The organism is Pseudomonas sp. BC42 (assembly GCF_021560055.1).
In the GTDB taxonomy this organism is placed as follows: Bacteria; Pseudomonadota; Gammaproteobacteria; order Pseudomonadales; family Pseudomonadaceae; genus Aquipseudomonas.
This window is the reverse complement of record NZ_CP091067.1, coordinates 538,298-558,211: the sequence shown is the minus strand read 5'-3', so window position 1 is coordinate 558,211 and position 19,914 is coordinate 538,298. Positions and strand designations below refer to the sequence as shown.

At 64.6% G+C, this 19,914-nt stretch carries 21 protein-coding genes; 6 read left to right on the top strand and 15 right to left on the bottom strand.

The annotated features are described in order from the left end of the window. Positions 1-25 precede the first annotated feature (25 nt). Complete coding sequence (locus L1O02_RS02610) at positions 26-526, bottom strand: ATP-dependent zinc protease (protein ID WP_016963060.1); 501 nt, start codon at positions 524-526, stop codon at positions 26-28. Positions 527-773: 247 nt separating this feature from the next. On the opposite strand from L1O02_RS02610, the gene L1O02_RS02605 reads away from it, so the two are divergent. Continuing rightward, positions 774-1,661 (top strand): acyltransferase, encoded by an 888-nt coding sequence (locus L1O02_RS02605; RefSeq protein ID WP_060844814.1) that lies wholly within the window; start codon positions 774-776, stop codon positions 1,659-1,661. Here the strand turns inward: L1O02_RS02605 and L1O02_RS02600 are convergent, their stop codons facing one another. The 4 genes from L1O02_RS02600 to L1O02_RS02585 all read right to left on the bottom strand — a co-directional run bounded on the left by L1O02_RS02600 (position 1,662) and on the right by L1O02_RS02585 (position 4,705). Next, positions 1,662-2,816, bottom strand: a complete 1,155-nt coding sequence (locus tag L1O02_RS02600) for a glutathionylspermidine synthase family protein (protein ID WP_235759506.1) — start codon at positions 2,814-2,816, stop codon at positions 1,662-1,664. It abuts the gene before it with no gap. Further along, positions 2,813-3,541 (bottom strand): DUF1190 domain-containing protein, encoded by a 729-nt coding sequence (locus L1O02_RS02595; RefSeq protein WP_235759504.1) that lies wholly within the window; start codon positions 3,539-3,541, stop codon positions 2,813-2,815. Before L1O02_RS02595 ends, L1O02_RS02600 begins: the two co-directional genes overlap by 4 nt. 10 nt (positions 3,542-3,551) lie before the next feature. Further along, entirely contained in the window at positions 3,552-3,980 is a 429-nt protein-coding gene (locus tag L1O02_RS02590; RefSeq protein WP_060841430.1) for a DUF350 domain-containing protein, read from the bottom strand. A 161-nt stretch (positions 3,981-4,141) separates the two neighbouring features. Continuing rightward, positions 4,142-4,705, bottom strand: coding sequence for a DUF2780 domain-containing protein (locus tag L1O02_RS02585; RefSeq protein WP_060841431.1), 564 nt, complete (start codon positions 4,703-4,705; stop codon positions 4,142-4,144). Positions 4,706-4,890: 185 nt separating this feature from the next. Between L1O02_RS02585 and L1O02_RS02580 the strand changes: the two genes are divergently transcribed. From L1O02_RS02580 to L1O02_RS02570, 3 genes are all read left to right on the top strand, one after another. Continuing rightward, a complete protein-coding gene (locus L1O02_RS02580) occupies positions 4,891-5,535 on the top strand; it encodes a sigma-70 family RNA polymerase sigma factor (RefSeq protein ID WP_235759502.1) in 645 nt (214 codons plus the stop codon). Further along, positions 5,532-6,206 carry an anti-sigma factor gene (locus L1O02_RS02575; RefSeq protein WP_060844818.1) on the top strand — a complete coding sequence of 225 codons (675 nt, stop codon included), beginning with the start codon at positions 5,532-5,534 and terminating at the stop codon, positions 6,204-6,206. Before L1O02_RS02580 ends, L1O02_RS02575 begins: the two co-directional genes overlap by 4 nt. A gap of 150 nt (positions 6,207-6,356) precedes the next feature. After that, complete coding sequence (locus tag L1O02_RS02570) at positions 6,357-6,920, top strand: hypothetical protein (protein WP_108545119.1); 564 nt, start codon at positions 6,357-6,359, stop codon at positions 6,918-6,920. A gap of 62 nt (positions 6,921-6,982) precedes the next feature. Here L1O02_RS02570 and L1O02_RS02565 read toward each other — a convergent pair whose 3' ends face one another. Then, positions 6,983-7,297 (bottom strand): type II toxin-antitoxin system YafQ family toxin, encoded by a 315-nt coding sequence (locus tag L1O02_RS02565; RefSeq protein ID WP_060841435.1) that lies wholly within the window; start codon positions 7,295-7,297, stop codon positions 6,983-6,985. Continuing rightward, positions 7,263-7,553, bottom strand: coding sequence for a type II toxin-antitoxin system RelB/DinJ family antitoxin (locus L1O02_RS02560; RefSeq protein ID WP_060841436.1), 291 nt, complete (start codon positions 7,551-7,553; stop codon positions 7,263-7,265). The genes L1O02_RS02565 and L1O02_RS02560 overlap by 35 nt, the downstream gene beginning before the upstream one ends. Positions 7,554-8,004: 451 nt before the next feature. On the opposite strand from L1O02_RS02560, the gene L1O02_RS02555 reads away from it, so the two are divergent. Further along, complete coding sequence (locus tag L1O02_RS02555) at positions 8,005-8,277, top strand: hypothetical protein (RefSeq protein ID WP_047306413.1); 273 nt, start codon at positions 8,005-8,007, stop codon at positions 8,275-8,277. Positions 8,278-8,517: 240 nt separating this feature from the next. Here L1O02_RS02555 and fdhA read toward each other — a convergent pair whose 3' ends face one another. From fdhA to L1O02_RS02515, 8 genes are all read right to left on the bottom strand, one after another. Further along, positions 8,518-9,717, bottom strand: coding sequence for a formaldehyde dehydrogenase, glutathione-independent (gene fdhA / locus L1O02_RS02550; protein ID WP_047289632.1), 1,200 nt, complete (start codon positions 9,715-9,717; stop codon positions 8,518-8,520). A gap of 171 nt (positions 9,718-9,888) precedes the next feature. Then, entirely contained in the window at positions 9,889-10,746 is an 858-nt protein-coding gene (gene purU, locus L1O02_RS02545; protein ID WP_235759501.1) for a formyltetrahydrofolate deformylase, read from the bottom strand. 156 nt (positions 10,747-10,902) lie between these two features. Then, the gene (gene soxG / locus L1O02_RS02540) at positions 10,903-11,535 is read right to left on the bottom strand and encodes a sarcosine oxidase subunit gamma family protein (RefSeq protein ID WP_235759499.1); all 633 of its coding nucleotides are present in this window, start codon (positions 11,533-11,535) and stop codon (positions 10,903-10,905) included. A gap of 134 nt (positions 11,536-11,669) precedes the next feature. After that, positions 11,670-14,687, bottom strand: coding sequence for a sarcosine oxidase subunit alpha (locus tag L1O02_RS02535; RefSeq protein ID WP_060844821.1), 3,018 nt, complete (start codon positions 14,685-14,687; stop codon positions 11,670-11,672). Continuing rightward, a complete protein-coding gene (locus L1O02_RS02530; protein WP_011063902.1) occupies positions 14,684-14,986 on the bottom strand; it encodes a sarcosine oxidase subunit delta in 303 nt (100 codons plus the stop codon). The genes L1O02_RS02535 and L1O02_RS02530 overlap by 4 nt, the downstream gene beginning before the upstream one ends. A 14-nt stretch (positions 14,987-15,000) precedes the next feature. Beyond that, positions 15,001-16,251, bottom strand: a complete 1,251-nt coding sequence (locus L1O02_RS02525; protein WP_060841439.1) for a sarcosine oxidase subunit beta family protein — start codon at positions 16,249-16,251, stop codon at positions 15,001-15,003. A gap of 23 nt (positions 16,252-16,274) precedes the next feature. Beyond that, positions 16,275-17,528, bottom strand: a complete 1,254-nt coding sequence (locus L1O02_RS02520) for a serine hydroxymethyltransferase (RefSeq protein ID WP_235759497.1) — start codon at positions 17,526-17,528, stop codon at positions 16,275-16,277. Between the two features lie 424 nt (positions 17,529-17,952). Beyond that, positions 17,953-18,693, bottom strand: a complete 741-nt coding sequence (locus tag L1O02_RS02515; RefSeq protein WP_235759494.1) for a TraX family protein — start codon at positions 18,691-18,693, stop codon at positions 17,953-17,955. A gap of 100 nt (positions 18,694-18,793) precedes the next feature. Here L1O02_RS02515 and L1O02_RS02510 point away from each other — a divergent pair, with 100 nt between their 5' ends. After that, positions 18,794-19,834: a low specificity L-threonine aldolase gene (locus tag L1O02_RS02510; RefSeq protein WP_060841442.1), complete on the top strand. Its 1,041-nt coding sequence runs from the start codon at positions 18,794-18,796 to the stop codon at positions 19,832-19,834. Positions 19,835-19,914: the final 80 nt, after the last annotated feature.

Sequence of the window (19,914 nt, the reverse complement as noted above, 5' to 3'; positions counted from 1 at the left end):
TGCCGGATGCCTGGTAAGCCGTCAATCAGCAGTCGGGTTTATCCGCGGTGTAGCGCCGCGCCGGGTTCACCGCCGCACCGAATTCCCGCAGCGCCTTGGCACCGATCAGCAGCGGATAGTTGAAGCTGCTGCGGTCGGTGAGGTTGACCTCCACCGTGCGCTTGACGTTGCCCAGGCACATCTCCAGCTCCACTACCGGGCGCTTGGCCGACTGCGGTTCTTCAGCCTCATCGCCCTCGTCGGCGCGGCTCTTGATCTTGCTGATGCGCGCCACCTTGTGCTCGTAGACCTTGTTCCCGGCATCCTTGGTCGCCAGGCGGAAACGCACCCAGTCCTCGCCATCGCGGGTAAAGGTCTGGATATCCCTGGCCGACAGCGACGCGGTCAGGGCCCCGGTGTCCATCTTGGCCTGCAGGGTTTCGCCGATTTCCGGCAGGCGGATGTATTCGTAACGGCCATACAGCGTCGGCTCGGCGGCCATCACCGGCAGCGCCAACAGCGAAACAAGAGCAAGGACAGATTTCACGACAGTGGATTCCTTGAAGAGAGGGGCAGCGGGATTTTAGACCGCAGCCAACGAATTGGTTCGTATAGAAGCAGCCTCAAGCCTCAAGCTTGGAGCTTGGAGCTTGGAGCTTGGAGCTTGGAGCTTGGAGCTTGGAGTTTGGAGCTTGCCGCTTGCCGCTTGCCGCTTGCCGCTTGCCGCTTAAAATTTGGCCTGCCCACCGAAGCTGCTTATCATGGCGCGCCCAAAAGATTGCAAAGAGTGCCTTATGCGCCGCCTGCTCACCGGCTGTTTCGTCACCCTGCTCCTGCTGCTCAACACCCTGGTGCTGTTCGGCCCGCTGATGGTGTTTGCCCTGCTCAAGCTGGTTCTGCCGGGACGCCTGCGCGATTACGCCTCGGCCGCGGTGATGTGGATCGCCGAGACCTGGGCCGAGATCGACAAGCTGATCTTCGCCCTGTGCATCCCGACCCGCTGGGACATTCGCGGCGGCGAAGGCCTGCGGGTCGACACCTCCTACCTGGTGGTGAGCAACCACCAGTCCTGGGTCGACATCCCGGCGCTGATCCAGACCCTCAACCGGCGCACGCCGTTCTTCAAGTTCTTCCTCAAGAAGGAGCTGATCTGGGTGCCGTTCCTCGGTCTGGCCTGGTGGGCCCTGGACTACCCCTTCATGAAGCGCTACAGCAAGGCGTTCCTGGCCAGGCACCCGGAGCTGCAAGGCAAGGACCTGGAGATCACCAAGGCGGCCTGCGAGCTGTTCAAGCGCCAGCCGGTGACCGTGGTCAACTACCTGGAAGGCACCCGCTTCACCGAGGCCAAGCGCCAGCAGCAAGACTCGCCCTTCCAGCACCTGCTCAAGCCCAAGGCCGGCGGCGTGGCCTTCGTCCTCGCGGCCCTGGGCGAACAGCTGGACGCGGTGCTGGACGTGACCGTGGTTTATCCCCAGCAACGCATTCCCGGTTTCTGGGACCTGATCAGCGGCAGCGTGCCCAAGGTGATCATCGACATCCGCACCCGCGAGCTGGACCCGGCGCTGTGGCACGGCGATTACGAAAACGACCCGGCGTTCCGCCAGCAGGTGCAGGACTGGGTCAACCGGCTGTGGACCGACAAGGACCAGCGCATCAGCGAACTGCTGAGCGAACGCCGCTGATCAATCGCTGATCACATGGGGCAGGAAGCGGCTGCTGTCCTTGGTGATCGGCGAGTGGTCCTCGCGAATGCCAATCCCCGCCGGCTGATCGCCAATCACCCAACTGCCAATCACCGTGTGGTTGCCGGCAAACACCGGCAGCGGGTGAAACCGCTGGCGGATGCACGGCCCGCCATAGGGCCCGGCCTCGATCAGGCGCTCACCGCCCTCGGTGCAGATTTCCACATTGGCGCCCTCTCGGGAAAAGAACGGCTTGCGCACCCAGCCCGGGCCCAGGCTGGCAGCGGGATCGTCGTCGATGAACGCCGGCAGCAGGTTCGGGTGCCCCGCATGCCGCTCCCAGAGCAGGGCCAGCGCGCCCTTGTTGGAAAGAATCGCCTTCCACGGCGGCTCGACAAACTGCGTGCCGCTGCCGGCAAGCGCCGGGCCATAGGCTTCGGTGAACAGCTGTTCCCAGGGATAGAGCTTGAACAGGCTGTCGATGGGCATCTCCAGCAGGTCGACGAAACGCCCACCGGCATTCAGGCCGATGTCCTCGATATTGATCAGGCGCGTGCCCAGGCCCGCCTGACGGGCAATGTCGCGCAGGTATTCGACGGTGCCGCGATCCTCCAGCGAGTCCCGCACCGAGGCAAAGTGCATCGGCGACTTGAAGCCGCCCTGGACGAAGGCCTGCAGCAGCTTGTCTTCGATGCTGTTGAACTGATCGCAGCCAGCCGGCAACTGCCCGCGCTGCAACTGCTGCTCAAGCCAGACGTATTGGAAGAAGCTCGCCTCATACAGCGAAGTCGGCGTGTCGTAGTTGGTCTCCAGCAGCTTGGCCGGGCCCGTGCCGTCGTAGCACAGGTCCATGCGCCCGTAGAGATGGGGGTCACCCTGCTTCCACGATTGGCGGATCAAGTCATGAAAGGCCGCAGGGATCGCCAGGCGCTCCAGCAAGGCTTCGCTGTCCACCACTTCGGCCACCAGGGCCATGCACAGCTCGTGCAGTTCCCGGGTCGGGTCTTCCAGGTCGTCCTCGATCTGCCGCAGGCTGAAGCGGTAGTAGGCCGACTCGTCCCAGTACGGCTCGCCGTCGAAGGTGTGGAAGGCAAAGCCCAACTGCTGCGCCGTGGCCTGCCAATCCGCACGCGGGGTGCTGGGGATGCGCTTCAAGAACCGAAGCTCCAACTGCTGCGGCTGGAGGAACCGAAGCCGCCACGACTGACCACTTCATGGGCACCGGCCAGGGGATTGCCGGCGCTGGTGAAGTGGTCCGGGCTGGAAATGCCGAAGCGTCCACCGTTGGCGCCGGAGAAGGTCTTGCCGGCCTCCACCTGCTGGCTGAGGGTGCTCAGTTGCGAGCCGCCCCGACCGTCACGCTCCTTGTACAGCGTCTCGCTGAAATAGCGCGGCTCGGGCGTGGAATCCAGGCCGATCCAGCGCCAGAAGCTGGAACCTGCGCGGGCGCCATAGGAGTGACCACCACCACCACCACCACCACCACCACCACCACTCGAACTGCTGGAGCTGGCCTGCTCGGGTTGTTCGTCCTCGGGCTGAACCGGCACCGTGCGCTGGGTGGTCAGGGCGAGGCCCTTGGCAATCGGCACGTAGGCGCGGTTGTCTCTGGACACCATGCAGTTGCCCGCGAAGAAGTCGTCTTCACAGCGTTGCAGGTCGAGATAACGCGGCGCTATCAGCTCTCCACGCTCGCGGGCATCATCGAAAGCGGCCTGGCAGATCGCGGACGGAACCTGTGCCAGTACGCAGTCGCGGACACTGCTGAAATGCTGGGTCTGGCGCACTTCGCGGGTTGCCTGAGGCTGGCCGTCACAGGCAACCAGGGCGAACGGCACACTGCCCAGCAGCACCAGGCGCACGCTTTTACTGCGTTTCATGCCGGCGCCCTCAGACCGATGGAGTCATGCAGGCCGCATTCAGCAGGCCGACACCGACAGACACCGCCGCCACCAGGATCGCCGCGGCGTTTTCCTGGTTGGCAATGCGCTGGGACAGGCCCTTGAGGGTCAGGCTGACCACCAGGAACGTGAGCAATTGCACCACCGCGGCGATGCCGGCCCAGAGCAGGAAGTCGATGATCGAAATGGAATGGGAAATCGCGCTGGCCACCGGAATGGCAAAGCCCAGCAAGGCGCCGGACAGGGCGATGGAAGCGGCACTGTTGCCCTGGCGGATCAGGGCGAATTCGTTATAGGGGGTCAGGCGCGTGTAGATGAACGCGTAGAGGGCAAACACCAGGGCAGCGCCCAGCATGTAGAGCATGAAACCGAGCACCGCATCGGCGGGCAGAGACATCTTCAGTGCATCCATGAACATCGCGTTCAAGCTTCCTTGGAAAACGGGGCGCGAGATATAGCACAGGCCGGATGGGGCGAAAACTGCGCAAAGGTAAAGTTTCAGGGCTCGGGGGGAAGCTTCGACATCGAGCGCTCCGCCACCGATGGCCCCGACGCCGATCGCGCCGGGGCCGGGAGGCGTTACTGGTTCACGCCCCAGATGCCGCCCAGGCTTTGCAGCAGGGAACCGCCAACGCCCTGCTGGCCCAGGTACTGCAGGATCAGCGGCGCAAACTGGCCGATCATGCCGCTGTCCATGCCCAGGGCGCCAAAGGCGTTGTTCAGGTCTTGGGTGTCCTTGACGTTGCCCAGGGCGCTGCCCAGGCCGGCGCTGTTGCCGGAAGACTGGCCGAGCAGGCCGCTCAAGGCGCCCAGGCTGCCCAGGGCGTTGCTGCCCGAGAGCTGGTCCAGGCCCGGTACGCTTTGGCTCAGTTGCGAATAGTCGGTGCTGCTGAGTTGATTCTTCGCCAGGCCGAGCATGGCGCCGGTGCCACCGATGGCCTGCTCAGGGGTGACATTGAGTTGCGCCAGGGTGCCCAGCAGGCCGGCGGTCTGGGAAGTCGGCGCGGCGGCAGCGGCCTTGTCGCCGCCCTGCATGCCGGCAATGGCGTTGGCCGCATCGCTCAAGCTGAAACCGCCGGCCAACGCCGAACCGGCTGCCAGGGTCATCAGGGTAGCCAGGGCAAAACCGCGTGGAATATTCATCGAAACAACCTCATGGGGCGGGAAACCGTCCGGACTCGGGCGGCGGGAAACCGGTGTTTTGACTGAAACCCCAGGCGAATGTTCCAGCGCCTGCCCTGCCGTCCGGCGCCTGCATCCAGCTGCGCTGCTGCTGCGTATATCGTCCACAAGCGCCACCTTCGGGCTCCGGCATGAGGCAGCAGGACGTGAATGGAACAACCACCCACCCTGGACTAATCTCTGGCTGCGTCGGTCGGCGCTTGTCGCTGGCCCTTGTCCCAGTTCCTGTCAGGAGAATCGCCATCTCGAGCCTCGACACCGATCAGCTGCGGCACCTGCTGGCCCAGTGTTCACTGGGTGATCGCCGGGCCTTCGAAACCCTCTATCGCATGGTTGCCCCGCGCCTGCATGGCGTTGCCCTGCGCTTCATGGGCCGTCGCGATCTGGCCGAGGAAGTGCTGCAGGAAAGCTTCGTGCGCATCTGGAACAACGCCGTGCGCTACCAGCCGCACCTGTCCGCGCCCCTGACCTGGATGGTCAACATCACCCGCAACCAGGCCATCGACCAGTTGCGCAAACAGCGCGAACGGCCCCTGGGCGAACTCGAAGAACAACAGCTGGAGGATCAAAGCCCTTCGGCCCACGACCAACTGGACAGCGCCCGCGCCGCCCGGGCCCTGAACCGCTGCCTGGACAGCCTCGACGGCATGCAGCGCCAATCCATCACCGTGGCCTACTTCCAGGGCCTGTCCTGCTCGGAGCTGGCCGAACACCTGGCCGCGCCCCTGGGCTCGGTCAAATCCTGGATTCGTCGGGGCATGGAACGCCTGCGCCGGTGCCTTGAATCATGAACTATCGAACCCCTGAACGCCGCCGCGCCCTGGCCGCCGACTACGCCATCGGCCTGATGCAGGGCGCCGCCCGCCGGCGCTTCGAAATGCTCCTGCTGGACGACGCCGCCCTGCGCGAAGAACTGGCGCAGTGGCAGGAAAGCCTCGCCAGCCTGACCGAAGCCCTGCCTGAAGCGGCGGTGCCGGAACGGGTCTGGGCGGGCATCCAGGCACGCATCGAACCGCAAGTGCTGCACGTACCGCAGAAGAAACCGCTGTGGATGCGCCTGCGCCTGGCGCTTGCCGCCTGCGCCGTGCTGGCGACCCTGTACATCGGCTTTATCCAGCAGAGCGACCAGGTGCGCTACAGCGCCACCCTGCTCAGCGCCGACCAGCAACCGGCCCTGCGGATCAAGGCCCATGCCCAGTACCTGCAAGTCGAACCCCTGACCCTGGCCGCCATCGGCCTGGACCGCAGCCTGGAACTCTGGGCGATCCCTGCCGACGGCCAGCCGATTTCCCTCGGCGTGGTGCCGGTCGGCGGCCAAGGCAAGATCAACCTGAGCCCGGCCCAGCGCGCCCTGCTCGATACGCCGATTGCCCTGGCGGTAAGCCTTGAGCCCCACGGCGGCTCGCCCACCGGCCAACCCACCGGACCGGTGCTGTACCAGGGCCAACTGGCCGCGCTGTAACAGGCACCTGGTGGCGTAGGAGCGGGCTTGCCCGCGAGCGCCGTCAGGGTAAACTCCGCGCCCAGGCCCCCCGCTGCCTCCTTGCAGGCAGGCCCTTGCCTGCCATGCAAGCCCCCGCCTCGCCTGGCGCCATCCACCGAACGGACTCTTATGAAAGCTGCGCTCTACAGCGGCCTGCTGCTGGCCCTGGCAATCGCCGTCTTGCTCTGGCGAATCGGCACCCCGATCGATAGCAGCCAATGCACCAACACGGCCCCGGGCCCCCTGACCGGCTTTATCCGCCAGCACTTCAGCGACCGCCAGGGAGCCGACTGGCGCGACGACGGCAGCGCCTTGGGCATTCTTGGCGTTGCCGAGGCCCAGCCGTTCGCCCGCCAACCCGAGCGTTACTACTGCGAAGCCCTGAACCTGCTGCAGGACCCACAGCGAACCCAGACCGAAAAGGTGCACACCACGGCCCTGATGCTGTCCCTGCCCCTCGATTACTACCTGGACCTCATGGACCGCAGCCACCAGCTGTACCAGCGCAGGGCCATGGACCGCCCCGTCCTGACCCTGGTGCTGATACCAAGAGGCACGGCGCTCAATTACTGGTGGCTGCCCCAGTGGCGCTCACGCTTCGAGCGGGATGCGCCAGGCATCCTGGCCGAGACCGACATAAAGGAAATCCTGAGAGGCGAACACTGGTTCGACTACCCGGGCAGGGGCTATTGATCGACTCGGGTTCGCAGGCAACGAAAAGCCCGCCAATGGGCGGGCTTTTCAGTCGGTATGAACTATCTGAACAACTCGGCATGGCTGCCAAGATCGACAAAGGTCACCAGCCCGGCTCGGGCCACGTCATAAATCAGCAGAAAATCGCCACCGATATGACACTCCCTGAAACCGTCCCACTCCCCCTTCAGCGCATGATCGAGGTACTGGGCCGGTAACGGCTCCCCCAGGAACAGCAGCACCATGACCTTGCGCACTTCGTGCATGTCACGACGCCCCGCGCGCTGGTAGCGCTCCCATGACTTCTTGAACTCTGCTGTTTGCGCGCACTGCCTGGGCAGGTCAGCGCGCTTTTGCTTCTTCTCCGGCTTCGCCATCAGCATCCCTCAACATCTCGTCGATCGAATCGTACTGACGTCGAATCTCACGCGCCTGCGCCATGGCACGAGCGGTTTTCTCCGATGGGACACGCACTTCGAAAGGCAGTCCCTGCACGGCCACAACCTGACGCAGGAACAGGCGCATGGCCTCACTGAGGCTCAGCCCGCAGGCTTCCAGCACAGCAGTAGCACTCACCTTCAAGTCCTCGTCTATGCGGCAACGCACATCAGTGGTTTTCAGTAATGCAGCCAAGGTATCACCTCTATTAGTTATTTGTAGCTACGTTGTGGCCACGAAATGCATTCTGGGAGCTTTGCCTTTTTCGGTCAACCGATTTCAGTGGACCCGACTCGTGAACAGGACCTCGTGCACGTTCAGCGACGCCACAGCGGACGAAACCTCCTGCAAGACATCCACCCCCCAACGCCTTGCCGCCCCTGCGCCGGCGGCTTATAGTCCGCCGGTCGCCGAGATGGCGACCGGGTTTGGCGACCCGTCAGATACAAGGCGTACACGGTTTCCGCGCACAGTGGAAAACGTGAGCGCATGCGCATCCGTTGCTTTATGGCAGCTGTGCGCGGGAGACCTTCGGGTCTGCCGGGTTCTTGTGTCTCCGGTTCGCCAACCTGCGTACAGCTGCCACCCAATGCTTGGCGACAAATGAGTGGCGGCATTCAGGAAGACGACACAGGAGTGTTATCGAATGAACCGTTACATGCCGATCACCGGCCACGACTGCAACATTCCCTCTCTACTGATCGATACCCAGGCGCCGCTGGATGTGCTCCATGAAGCCGCCGCCTTCCGTATCCGCGCCGTGACCCAGGTCCTGGAGCAACTGGCCTTGAGCGATGCGCTGGGCAAGGACCCGGTACTGGCCCAGGAGTTGGCCCAGCTCTGCGCCATTCCCCTGCGCGATGGCTGCGACCTGATGGATGTGCTGGGACGGCGCTTGCGCGCCACGCTGATCGCCTGACTGCAACCGCTGGATGTGGCGAGGGAGCTTGCTCCCGCTGGGGTGCGCAGCGCCCCCCAGTAGCGTCTACGCGGTGAGCCTGACAAGCCGCGCCAGTAGGTTTTACGACCGCTACGCGCCGGGGCGCCGGCCGGCCGTGCGGGAGCTTGCTCCCTCGCCACAGAAAAAACGCCGCGTTCTCGGCAAGAGAAGGCGGCGTTTTTCGTTATTGGCAGGCTTCAACCCAAAGGCTGACGGTCTTCAGGCAGCGCTGAACAGCTTGTGCGGGTCGATGACGAATTTCTTCGGCACGCCGGCATCGAACTCGCCATAGCCGCGCGGGGCGTCGTCGAGGCTGATGACTTGCACGCCCACCACTTCGGCGATGTTGATGCGGTCCCACATGATGGCCTGCATCAGTTGGCGGTTGTACTTCATCACCGGGGTCTGGCCGGTGTGGAAGCTGTGGGACTTGGCCCAGCCCAGGCCGAAGCGGATGCTCAGGCTGCCCATCTTCGCCGCGGCGTCCACCGCGCCCGGGTCTTCGGTGACGTACAGGCCGGGAATACCGATCTTGCCCGCCACACGCACCACGCCCATCAGCGAGTTGAGCACGGTGGCCGGAGCCTCGTGCTGGGCACCGGCATGGCCGTGGCCACGGGCTTCGAAGCCCACGGCGTCCACCGCGCAATCGACTTCCGGCTCGCCCAGCAGGGCGGCGATCTGTTCGTGCAGCGGGGTGTCCTTGGACAGGTCGGCAATTTCAAACCCCTGGGCCTTGGCGTGGGCCAGGCGCACCGGGTTGACGTCGCCGACAATCACCACCGCCGCCCCCAACAGGCGCGCAGACGCAGCGGCGGCCAGGCCGACCGGGCCGGCACCGGCGATGTAGACGCTGCTGCCCGGGCCAACGCCGGCAGTCACCGCGCCGTGATAGCCGGTGGGCAGGATGTCGGAGAGGCAGGTCAGGTCGCGGATCTTCTCCATGGCCTTGTCGCGATCCGGCAGTTTCAGCAGGTTGAAGTCGGCGTAAGGCACCAGCACGTACTCGGCCTGGCCACCGGTCCAGTCGCCCATGTCGACGTAGCCGTAGGCGCCACCGGCGCGGGCCGGGTTGACGGTCAGGCAGACCCCAGTGTGCTGTTCCTTGCAGGAGCGGCAGCGCCCGCACGCGACGTTGAACGGCACCGACACCAGGTCACCGATCTTCAGGTTCTCGACGTCGCTGCCCTTCTCGATCACTTCGCCAGTGATTTCATGACCCAGGACCAGGCCGACCTGGGCGGTGGTACGGCCGCGGACCATGTGTTGGTCCGAGCCGCAGATGTTGGTGGAGACTACGCGCAGGATGACGCCGTGCTCGATCTTCCTGCCGCGCGGGTCCTGCATTTTTGGATAGTCGATTTTCTGTACCTCGACCTTGCCGCTGCCCAGATACACGACACCACGATTACCAGACATGCTTTCACCTCGCTGTTGTTGTTATGGAACCGCGTTACCCAAAGGGGGAAACACGTGGATTGCTCGGGTACGGATGCTGTTTCGTTTTCAAAATCGTTTTCGCGCAAACAGGCGCAACGCCTGTAGGAGCGAGCTTGCTCGCGAAGGGCTGCGCAGCAGCCCCAAGAATCATCAGAGCACCACCGTGCGGTTGCCGTTCAAGAACACCCGCCGCTCGATGTGGTAGCCCACTGCCCGGGCCAGGGTCAGGCCCTCGATGTCGCGCCCCTTGGCGATCAGGTCTTCAGGGTAGTAACTGTGGTCCACCACCTCCACGCCCTGGGCGATGATCGGGCCTTCGTCCAGGTCGTTGTTGATGTAGTGCGCGGTGGCGCCCACCAGTTTCACGCCCTTGTTGTAGGCCTGGTGATAAGGCTTGGCGCCCTTGAAGCCCGGCAGCAGCGAGTGGTGGATATTGATCGCCTTGCCATCGAGCTTGCGGCACAGCTCCGGCGACAGCACTTGCATGTAGCGGGCAAGGATCACCAGTTCGGCGCCGGACTCATCGATCACCTGCCACACCTGACGCTCCTGGGACGGCTTGTCGTTGGGGTCGAGGGGGAAGTGGTGGTAGGGAATCTGGTGCCAGTCGGCCAGGGGCTTGAGGTCCGGGTGGTTGGACACCACCGCCACCACGTCCATGGGCAACTGGCCGATGCGCTGGCGATAGAGCAGGTCGTTGAGGCAGTGATCGGCCTTGGAGACCATGATCACCACCTTCGGCCGATAGTGCGGTGCGGTCAGTTCGAAGTTCATTTCGAAGGCTTTGGCGCGCTCGGCCAGGCCCCGGCGAAAGCCTTGTTCGTCGAGGCCGTCGGGCTGGCGAAATTCCACGCGGATGAAGAAGCGACCCGAGAGCCGGTCATCGAAGGAGTGGTGCTCGGTGACGTAGCAACCCTGCTCGAACAGAAAGCGGGTCACCGCGTCCACCGTGCCGAGCACGCTGGGGCAGTCGGCGGTGAGAATCCATGTATCGGGGGCGCGGCTCATGGGCAGTAACTCCTGTTCGTTGGGGCAACCGCAACGCGGTCGATTCTCTGTAGGAGCGAGCTTGCTCGCGAAAAATCCAAGGGTGCTGTGGTCTTCCGGGAAATCCATCCTTCGCGAGTTCGCGAGCCAGCTCGCTCCTACCAGGCCAAGCGGGGTTCAGGCCTGGACGCTCAGGCCGTATTCGGCCGCGGCATCCTGCAGCCACATCCACCAGTAATCGGAGAAGCTGCGGCGTACCAGCAGCTCCCAGGTGTCTTCGCCGGTACGGCGGATCACCAGTTGCGACTTGGCGAACACCGTGCCCACCGCCTTGCCTACCGGGAAGTTGTTGGGGTGCACGTCGTAGCTGGTGGACTTCATCAGCACCTGACGCACGTTGGGGCCGGACAGTTCGAGGATCTGCTGGCCGCCGCTGACGTTGACGATCTGGATATGCAGGTCGCCCAGGGCGGCGCGCAGGTTCTGCTCGGCGGCGAATTCTTCGCCGCTGGGCACGATCAGCAGCCACTCATCCGGGCCCAGCCATTGCAGGCTGCTCTCGCCCTTGACCACCACGCTCAGGGCGCCCGGCAATTCGATGCCCAGGGCCTTGTGCACGCCGGCGGCGAAGGCCGGGTCGTGGCCGTCGCCACGGATCGTCAGGTGACCGAGGAGTTTTTTCTCGCACAGGATCACACCGGCGTTCTTGCGGCCCTTGCCCACCAGGCTCGGCAGGTCGGCGTGGTGCAGGGGCGACTCGGCCTTGGCCCCGGTGGTGGGGCGCTGTTGGTAAACGTTGACTGCGGTCATAGAGCACCTGTCCTGAATTCTGTTGATAACGCCCTTGTAGGAGCCGGCTTGCCGGTGAAGAGGCCCTTGGGCCTTGTGGCAGCCTTGAGGCCGCCTTCGCTGGCAAGCCAGCTCCTACATGGGCGTGTTGTGCCTTAGATGTTCTGGCGGTCGCCTTTGGGGTCGAAGAACACCGAGGAAACGATTTCCGCCTCGATCACCCGGCCATCGGCCAGGGGCGCGAAGACCCGCTCGCCCAGGCGCTTGAGGCCGCCCTTGACCACGCCCAGGGCAAAGGAATAACCCAGGGAGTTGTGGGCATAGCTGGAGGTCACGTGACCGACCATGCTCATCGGGATCGCCTGCTTGGGGTTGAACACCAGTTGCGCGCCTTCCGGCAGCCACTGGGTCGGGTCGATCGGCTTGAGGCCCACCAGTTGCTTGCGCTCCTCGCGCACGCAGTCTTCACGGTTCATCCCGCGCCAGCCGATCCACGAGAACGGCTTGGTCCGGCCCACGCACCAACCCATGTTCAGGTCGTCCGGGGTCATCGAGCCGTCGGTGTCCTGGCCAACGATGATGAAACCCTTCTCGGCCCGCAGCACGTGCATGGTTTCGGTGCCGTAGGGGGTCAGGTTGTACTTCTTGCCAGCCTCGACGATCTGCTCCAGCACGCCCATGGCGTAGTCGGCCTGGACGTTGACCTCGTAGGACAGCTCGCCGGTGAACGAGATACGGAACACCCGCGCCGGCACGCCGCCCACCAGGCCTTCCTTCCAGGTCATGAACGGGAAGCCGTCCTTGTCCAGGTCGATGTCGGTGACTTCGCTCAGCAGCTTGCGGCTGTTGGGGCCCGACAGGGTCATGGTGGCCCAGTGGTCGGTGACCGAGGTGAAGTACACCTTGAGGTCCGGCCATTCGGTCTGCTGGTAGATTTCCAGCCACTGCAGCACGCGCGCCGCGCCGCCGGTGGTGGTGGTCATCAGGAAGTGGTTGTCGGCCAGACAGGCGGTCACGCCGTCGTCGAAGACCATGCCGTCTTCCTTGCACATCAGGCCGTAGCGGGCCTTGCCCACGTCGAGCTTGGTCCAGGCGTTGGTGTAGATGCGGTTGAGGAACTCCCGGGCGTCCGGGCCCTGGATGTCGATCTTGCCCAGGGTCGAGGCGTCCAGCAGGCCGACGCTGTCGCGCACCGCCAGGCATTCACGCTTGACCGCGGCATGCAGGTCTTCGCCGTTTTTCGGGAAGTACCAGGGGCGCTTCCACTGACCGACGTCCTCGAATTCGGCGCCGTTCTTCACGTGCCAGGCGTGCAGCGCGGTGAAGCGTACCGGCTCGAAGATGTGCCCGCAGTGACGCCCAGCCACGGCGCCGAAGGTGATCGGCGTGTAGTTCGGGCGGAACATGGTGGTGCCCATCTGCGGAATGCTGACGTTCAGCGAACGAGCGGCGATGGCCAGACCGTTGACGTTGCCCAGCTTGCCCTGATCGGTGCCGAAGCCCAGGGCGGTGTAGCGCTTGACGTGCTCCACCGACTCGAAGCCCTCGCGGGTCGCCAGTTCGATGGCGGCGGCGGTGACGTCGTTCTGCAGGTCGACGAATTGCTTGGGCGCGCGAGCGGTGCCTTTTTCATGGGGCACCTGGAACAGCGCCAGGGTCGGTTCTTCCAGGCGGGCCAGGGCTTTGGGCAACACGCCCTCGACGCTCTGGAACCCGGCTTCGCTGGCGGCGCGCACACCGCCTTCGAAACCGTCGGCCAGGGTGTCGCCGAGGCTGTAGACGCCGTTGATGCCACCGACGCACACGCGCTTCTGCGGTGCTTCACCGGGCACGAAACCGAGGATGTCTTCGCGCCACACCGGCTTGCCGCCCAGGTGCGAGGCCAGGTGCACCACCGGGCTGTAGCCGCCGGAGCTGGCGATCAGGTCGCAGTCGAGCCATTCGCCGGGGCTGGTGACCTTGTGCGCCTTGACGTCGATGGCTGCTACGCGCGCGCCGGTCACGTGCTTGCTGCCACGGGCCTCGATCACCGCGCTGGAGGTGAGGATGCGAATGCCCTTGGCCCGGGCTTCTTCCACCAGGGCGCCGCGGGGGTTGTGCCGCGCATCGGCGATGGCCACCACTTGCAGGCTGGCGTCGAGCCAGTCCAGGGCCACGCGGTAGGCGTGGTCGTTGTTGGTGGACAGCACCAGTTTCTTGCCCGGGGCCACGCCGTAGCGACGCACGTAGGTGGACACAGCACCGGCCAGCATGTTGCCCGGCACGTCGTTGTTGCCGTAGACCAGCGGCCGCTCATGGGCGCCGGTGGCCAGCACCACGCGCTTGGCGCGGACCCGATGGATACGCTGGCGCACCTGGCCGATCGGCGCGCGGTCGCCGAGGTGATCGGTGAGGCGCTCGTGGATGGTCAGGAAGTTATGGTCGTGGTAGCCGTTGACCGTGGCCCGTGGCAGCAGCAACACGTCCGGCAGCGACTTGAGCTCGGCGACCACACTGGCCACCCACTCCACCGCCGGCTTGCCGTCCAGGCTTTCGCGACTGTCCAGCAGGCTGCCGCCGAACTCTTCCTGCTCATCGGCGAGGATCACCCGGGCGCCGCTGCGGGCAGCGGCCAGGGCGGCGGCGAGGCCGGCCGGGCCGGCGCCAACGATCAGCACGTCGCAGTGCTGGTTCATGTTGTCGTAGGTGTCCGGATCGTTCTCGGTGGGCGAGCGACCGAGGCCCGCCGCCTTGCGGATGTACTTCTCGTAGGTCATCCAGAACGATTGCGGGTACATGAAGGTTTTGTAGTAGAAGCCCGGCGGCATCAGCTTGCCGCCGACCTTGCCGAGAATCCCCATCATGTCGTTGTTGACGCTGGGCCAGCCGTTGGTGCTGGTGGCCACCAGGCCCTGGTACAGCGCCTGTTGAGTGGCGCGCACGTTGGGAATCTGGGTGGCTTCGGTGGCGCCGATCTGCAGCACCGCGTTGGGCTCTTCGCAGCCCGCGGCGAAGATGCCCCGAGGCCGGGAGTACTTGAAGCTGCGACCGATGATGTCCACGCCGTTGGCCAGCAGGGCCGAGGCCAGGGTGTCGCCTTCAAAGCCTTTGTAGCTCTGGCCGTTGAAGGTGAAGGTGATGACTTTGTTGCGGTCGATGCGTCCGCCGTTGGACAGGCGATTGGTCTGGCTCATACCTTCTCTCCAGCAGCCTTGGCGGTGAACTGCGGTTTGGTGCCTATCTTGTAGGTTTCAAGAATTTCGTAGGTCACGGTGTCGCGGGTAGCGTTGAAGTACTGGCGGCAACCGGCGGCGTGAATCCACAACTCGTGGTGCAGGCCGCGGGGGTTGTCGCGGAAGAACATGTAGTCGCCCCACTCCTCGTCGGTGCAGGCGTTGGGGTCCAGGGGCCGGGGAATGTGGGCCTGGCCGGACGAATGGAATTCCTCTTCGGAGCGCAGCTCGCCGCAGTGAGGACAGAAGATATGCAACATAGGGAGTTGTCCTTTTAGTGGGCGACCGCAGCAGCGCCGTGTTCGTCGATCAGCGCACCGTTGTGGAAACGGTCGATGGAGAAAGGGGCGGCCAATGGATGCATCTCGCCCTTGGCCAGGCTTGCGGCAAACACGTTGCCCGAGCCCGGGGTGGCCTTGAAGCCGCCGGTGCCCCAACCGCAGTTGAAGAACATGTTCGGCACCGGGGTCTTGGAAATGATCGGGCAGGCATCCGGGCTGGTGTCGACGATGCCGCCCCACTGGCGGTTCATGCGCACTCGGGAAAGGATCGGGAACATCTCGACGATGGCCTGGATGGTGTGCTCGATCACCGGGTAGGAGCCGCGCTGGCCGTAGCCGACCCAACCGTCGATACCGGCGCCGATCACCAGGTCGCCCTTGTCCGACTGGCTGATGTAGCCGTGCACCGCGTTGGACATGATCACGCTGTCGATGATCGGTTTGATCGGCTCCGACACCAGGGCTTGCAGCGGGTGGGACTCGATCGGCAGGCGGAAGCCCGCGAGCTTGGCCATGTGCCCGGAGTTACCGGCGGTGACCACACCGACGCGCTTGGCGCCGATAAAGCCCTTGTTGGTCTCGACGCCGATGCACACGCCGTTTTCCTTGCGAAAACCGATGACTTCGGTCTGCTGGATCAGGTCCACGCCCAGGGCGTCGGCAGCCCGGGCAAAGCCCCAGGCCACGGCATCGTGACGGGCCACGCCGCCACGGCGCTGGACCGTGGCACCGAGGATCGGATAACGGGTGTTTTTCGAACAATCCAGGTAGGGGATCTCATCCGCCACCTGCTGGGTGTTGAGCAACTCGCCATCGATGCCGTTGAGGCGGTTGGCGCTGACCCGACGCTCGGAATCACGGATGTCCTGCAGGGTGTGGCACAGGTTGTAGACCCCGCGCTGGGAGAACATGACGTTGTAGTTGAGGTCCTGGGACAGGCCTTCCCACAGCTTCATGGCGTGCTCGTAGAGCTGCGCCGACTCGTCCCACAGGTAGTTGGAACGCACGATGGTGGTGTTGCGCGCGGTGTTGCCGCCGCCCAGCCAGCCTTTTTCCACCACCGCGACGTTGGTGATGCCGTGTTCCTTGGCCAGGTAGTAGGCCGTGGCCAGGCCATGCCCGCCACCGCCGACGATGACCACGTCATAGACCTTCTTCGGGGTCGGCGTGCGCCACATGCGCTGCCAGTTTTCATGGTGGCTGAGAGAGTGCTTGAAGAGGCCGAAGCCCGAATAGCGTTGCATAGTCATTGCTCCAGTTGCGGCTCTCAGCGGTAAACCGGGAAATCAGCGCACAGGGCTGCCACCTGGCGCGCGACATTGGCCTCGACGTCGGCATCGCCGAGGTGGTCGAGGATGTCGCAGATCCAGCCCGCCAGCTCGGTGCACTGGGTGACCTTGAATCCGCGGGTGGTGACCGCCGGGGTGCCGATGCGCAGGCCGGAGGTGACAAACGGCGACTGCGGGTCGTTGGGCACGGCGTTCTTGTTCACGGTGATGTGGGCGCGGCCCAGGGCGGCGTCGGCATCCTTGCCGGTCAGGCCCTGACGGATCAGGCTGACCAGGAACAGATGGTTGTCGGTGCCACCGGACACTACATCGTAGCCGCGTTTGATAAATACGCCGGCCATGGCCTGGGCGTTGTCGATCACCTGTTGCTGGTAGACCTTGAACCCGGGCTCCAGCGCTTCCTTGAAGCACACCGCCTTGGCGGCGATCACGTGCATCAACGGACCGCCCTGGGCACCCGGGAACACCGCAGCGTTGAGCTTCTTCTCGATCTCTTCGTTGGCCTTGGCCAGGATCAGGCCGCCACGGGGACCGCGCAGGGTCTTGTGGGTGGTGGTGGTGACCACGTCGGCATAGGGCAGCGGGTTGGGATACAGACCGGCGGCCACCAGCCCGGCGACGTGGGCCATGTCGACGAACAGCAGCGCACCGACCTTGTCGGCGATCTGCCGGAAACGCGGGAAGTCCAGGGTCTTGGAGTAGGCCGAGAAACCGGCGACGATCATCTTCGGCTTATGTTCCACGGCCAAGCGCTCGACTTCGTCGTAGTCGATCAGCCCGGTGGTGGTGTCGATACCGTACTGCACGGCGTTGTACAGCTTGCCCGAAGACGACACCTTGGCGCCGTGGGTCAAGTGACCGCCATGGGCCAGGCTCATGCCAAGGATGGTGTCGCCGGCCTGCAGCAGGGCCAGGTACACCGCGCTGTTGGCGGAAGAACCGGAGTGCGGCTGGACGTTGGCGTAATCGGCGCCGAACAGCTGCTTGGCACGCTCGATGGCCAGGGCCTCGACCTTGTCCACATGCTCGCAGCCACCGTAGTAGCGCTTGCCCGGATAGCCTTCGGCGTACTTGTTGGTCAGCCCGCTGCCTTGCGCCTGCATCACCCGCTTGCTGGTGTAGTTCTCCGACGCGATCAGCTCGATGTGATCTTCCTGGCGTTGTTCCTCGGCATTGATCGCCGCCAGCAGTGCATCGTCGTAACCCTGGATCTGGTCTTGCTTGCTGAACATCACGTCTCTCCCAGCGGCGGCGCTGCGCCTTTCGTCTCGGTGAGGCCAGCCTTAAAGCTGCGCCCTTTGGATGCGATGGTATGACCGGCAAGGGGAACTCAAATGCCTATGGACGCCACGCAAAGGTGCGTTTACGACATGCCTTGGCGCCCACGGACAAATGCCTCGGACCGCTGTCCAGTGAAGGCTCTGGATCGGCGCCTTCAGGATCTCCGCGTCTGCTGCGTCGCAATGCCGCCCAAGCCGATCGCAGCCTGCGGCAGCGGCTACAAAACCTCTGTAGCCGCTGCCGAGCTTCGGCGAGGCTGCGAAAAGGTCCGCAGGACCTTGCCTGGCGATCTCCAGCCACACCTCTACACCCTCAAGATCGCCGCGCCTGCTACGTCGCAATGCCGCCCAAGCCGTTCGCAGCCTGCGGCAGCGGCTACAGGAGTTGGCGCAGGGCCAGCAGCAGGAGAAAGTGCGCCGGGTACAGCAGGTAGGCCCAGCGCCGCATCGCCGGCACCGACCTGCCACGCAGCCCCCGCAGCAGCCTCACTCCCAGCCACGGCGCCAGCAGACAAACGGCAATACCGCAGGTCGCCACCGGATTGCCCAGGCGCGCCGCCGGGAACAAGGTTTCCCATTGGTTGGCCGCCAGGCACAGCGCTCCAGGCAGCAGGCTGAAATACCAGGGGCGGCGCAGCACCAGCAGCAAGGCCAGTGGCAGCAACACCCCGAAGGCGCCAAACATCAGCCACTCACTGCCCCCCAAGGCCAGGACCAGGGCCAACAGGCCGAGCCCCCGATCCAGTCCCCGACGCTGCTGCCAGCCCCGGGCCACCAGCAAGCCCAGGGCCAGGGTCGGCAGCACATTCAAGGTGTCGGGATCAGGCACGAACAGCCGATAGGGGATCTCACTCAGCGCGCTGAACAGCAGCAGCCAGCCCAGGTAGCGCCATTGCCCGGTCGGGCGTCCGGCACGCTCGCTCAGGCGCGTCAGATTCACCGCCATGGCCAGACAGAACCAGGGAAACGCCAGCCGCCCCGGCACATACAGCCAGTCCAGGCTCAGGCCCACATACCGCAGGTGATCCAGCACCATGCTCAGCAGTGCCAGCCACTTCAGTGCATCCAGCGCCCCATCGCGCTGGCTGTTGTCGGTTTTCAGCATCGCATCACGCATAAATCCTTATGGGCCCTGCATTATTCCTGCATAAACAGAGCGTGTGCTGAGCCATTAATCTTGGGTAAAGTGCGCACCATCATCGACCACGGAGCCGGCCATGACCGACAAGAGCCAACAATTCGCCAGCGACAACTACTCCGGCATCTGCCCCGAAGCCTGGGCCGCCATGGAGCAGGCCAACCACGGCCACGAGCGCGCTTACGGCGACGATCAGTGGACCGCTCGCGCCTCGGATCATTTCCGCAAACTGTTCGAAACCGACTGCGAAGTGTTCTTCGCCTTCAACGGCACCGCCGCCAACTCCCTGGCCCTGTCGTCGCTGTGCCAGAGTTATCACAGCGTGATCTGCTCGGAAACCGCCCACGTCGAAACCGACGAATGCGGCGCCCCGGAGTTCTTCTCCAACGGTTCCAAGCTGCTGATCGCCGGCACCCAGAACGGCAAGCTGACCCCGGAATCGATCCGCGAGATCGCCCTCAAGCGCCAGGACATCCACTATCCCAAGCCGCGGGTGGTGACCCTGACCCAGGCCACCGAAGTGGGCAGCGTCTACACCCCGGAAGAAGTCCGCGCCATCAGCGCCACCTGCAAGGAACTGGGGCTGAACCTGCACATGGACGGCGCGCGCTTCTCCAACGCCTGCGCCTTCCTCGGCTGCACCCCGGCGGAGCTGACCTGGAAGGCCGGCGTCGACGTGTTGTGCTTTGGCGGCACGAAAAACGGCATGGCGGTGGGGGAAGCGATCCTGTTCTTCAACCACAAGCTGGCGGAAGACTTCGACTACCGCTGCAAACAGGCCGGCCAGCTGGCCTCGAAAATGCGCTTTCTCTCGGCGCCCTGGGTCGGCCTGCTGGAAAACGACGCCTGGCTCAAGCACGCCCGCCACGCCAATCACTGCGCACAGTTGCTGGCCCAGCTGGTGGCCGACATCCCTGGCGTGGAGCTGATGTTCCCGGTGCAGGCCAACGGCGTGTTCCTGCAACTCTCGGAACCGGCGATTGCCGCCCTGACCGCCAGGGGCTGGCGCTTCTACACCTTCATCGGCAAGGGCGGCGCGCGCTTCATGTGCTCCTGGGACACCGAAGAAGAGCGCGTGCGCGAATTGGCAGCGGACATCCGCACCGTGATGAGCGCCTGACCCATCCCCTCCGCATGTAGGAGCTGGCTGGCCAGCGAACAGCCCCCCAAGCCGGGCGCCGCTCTCACAGGCGCCTTCGC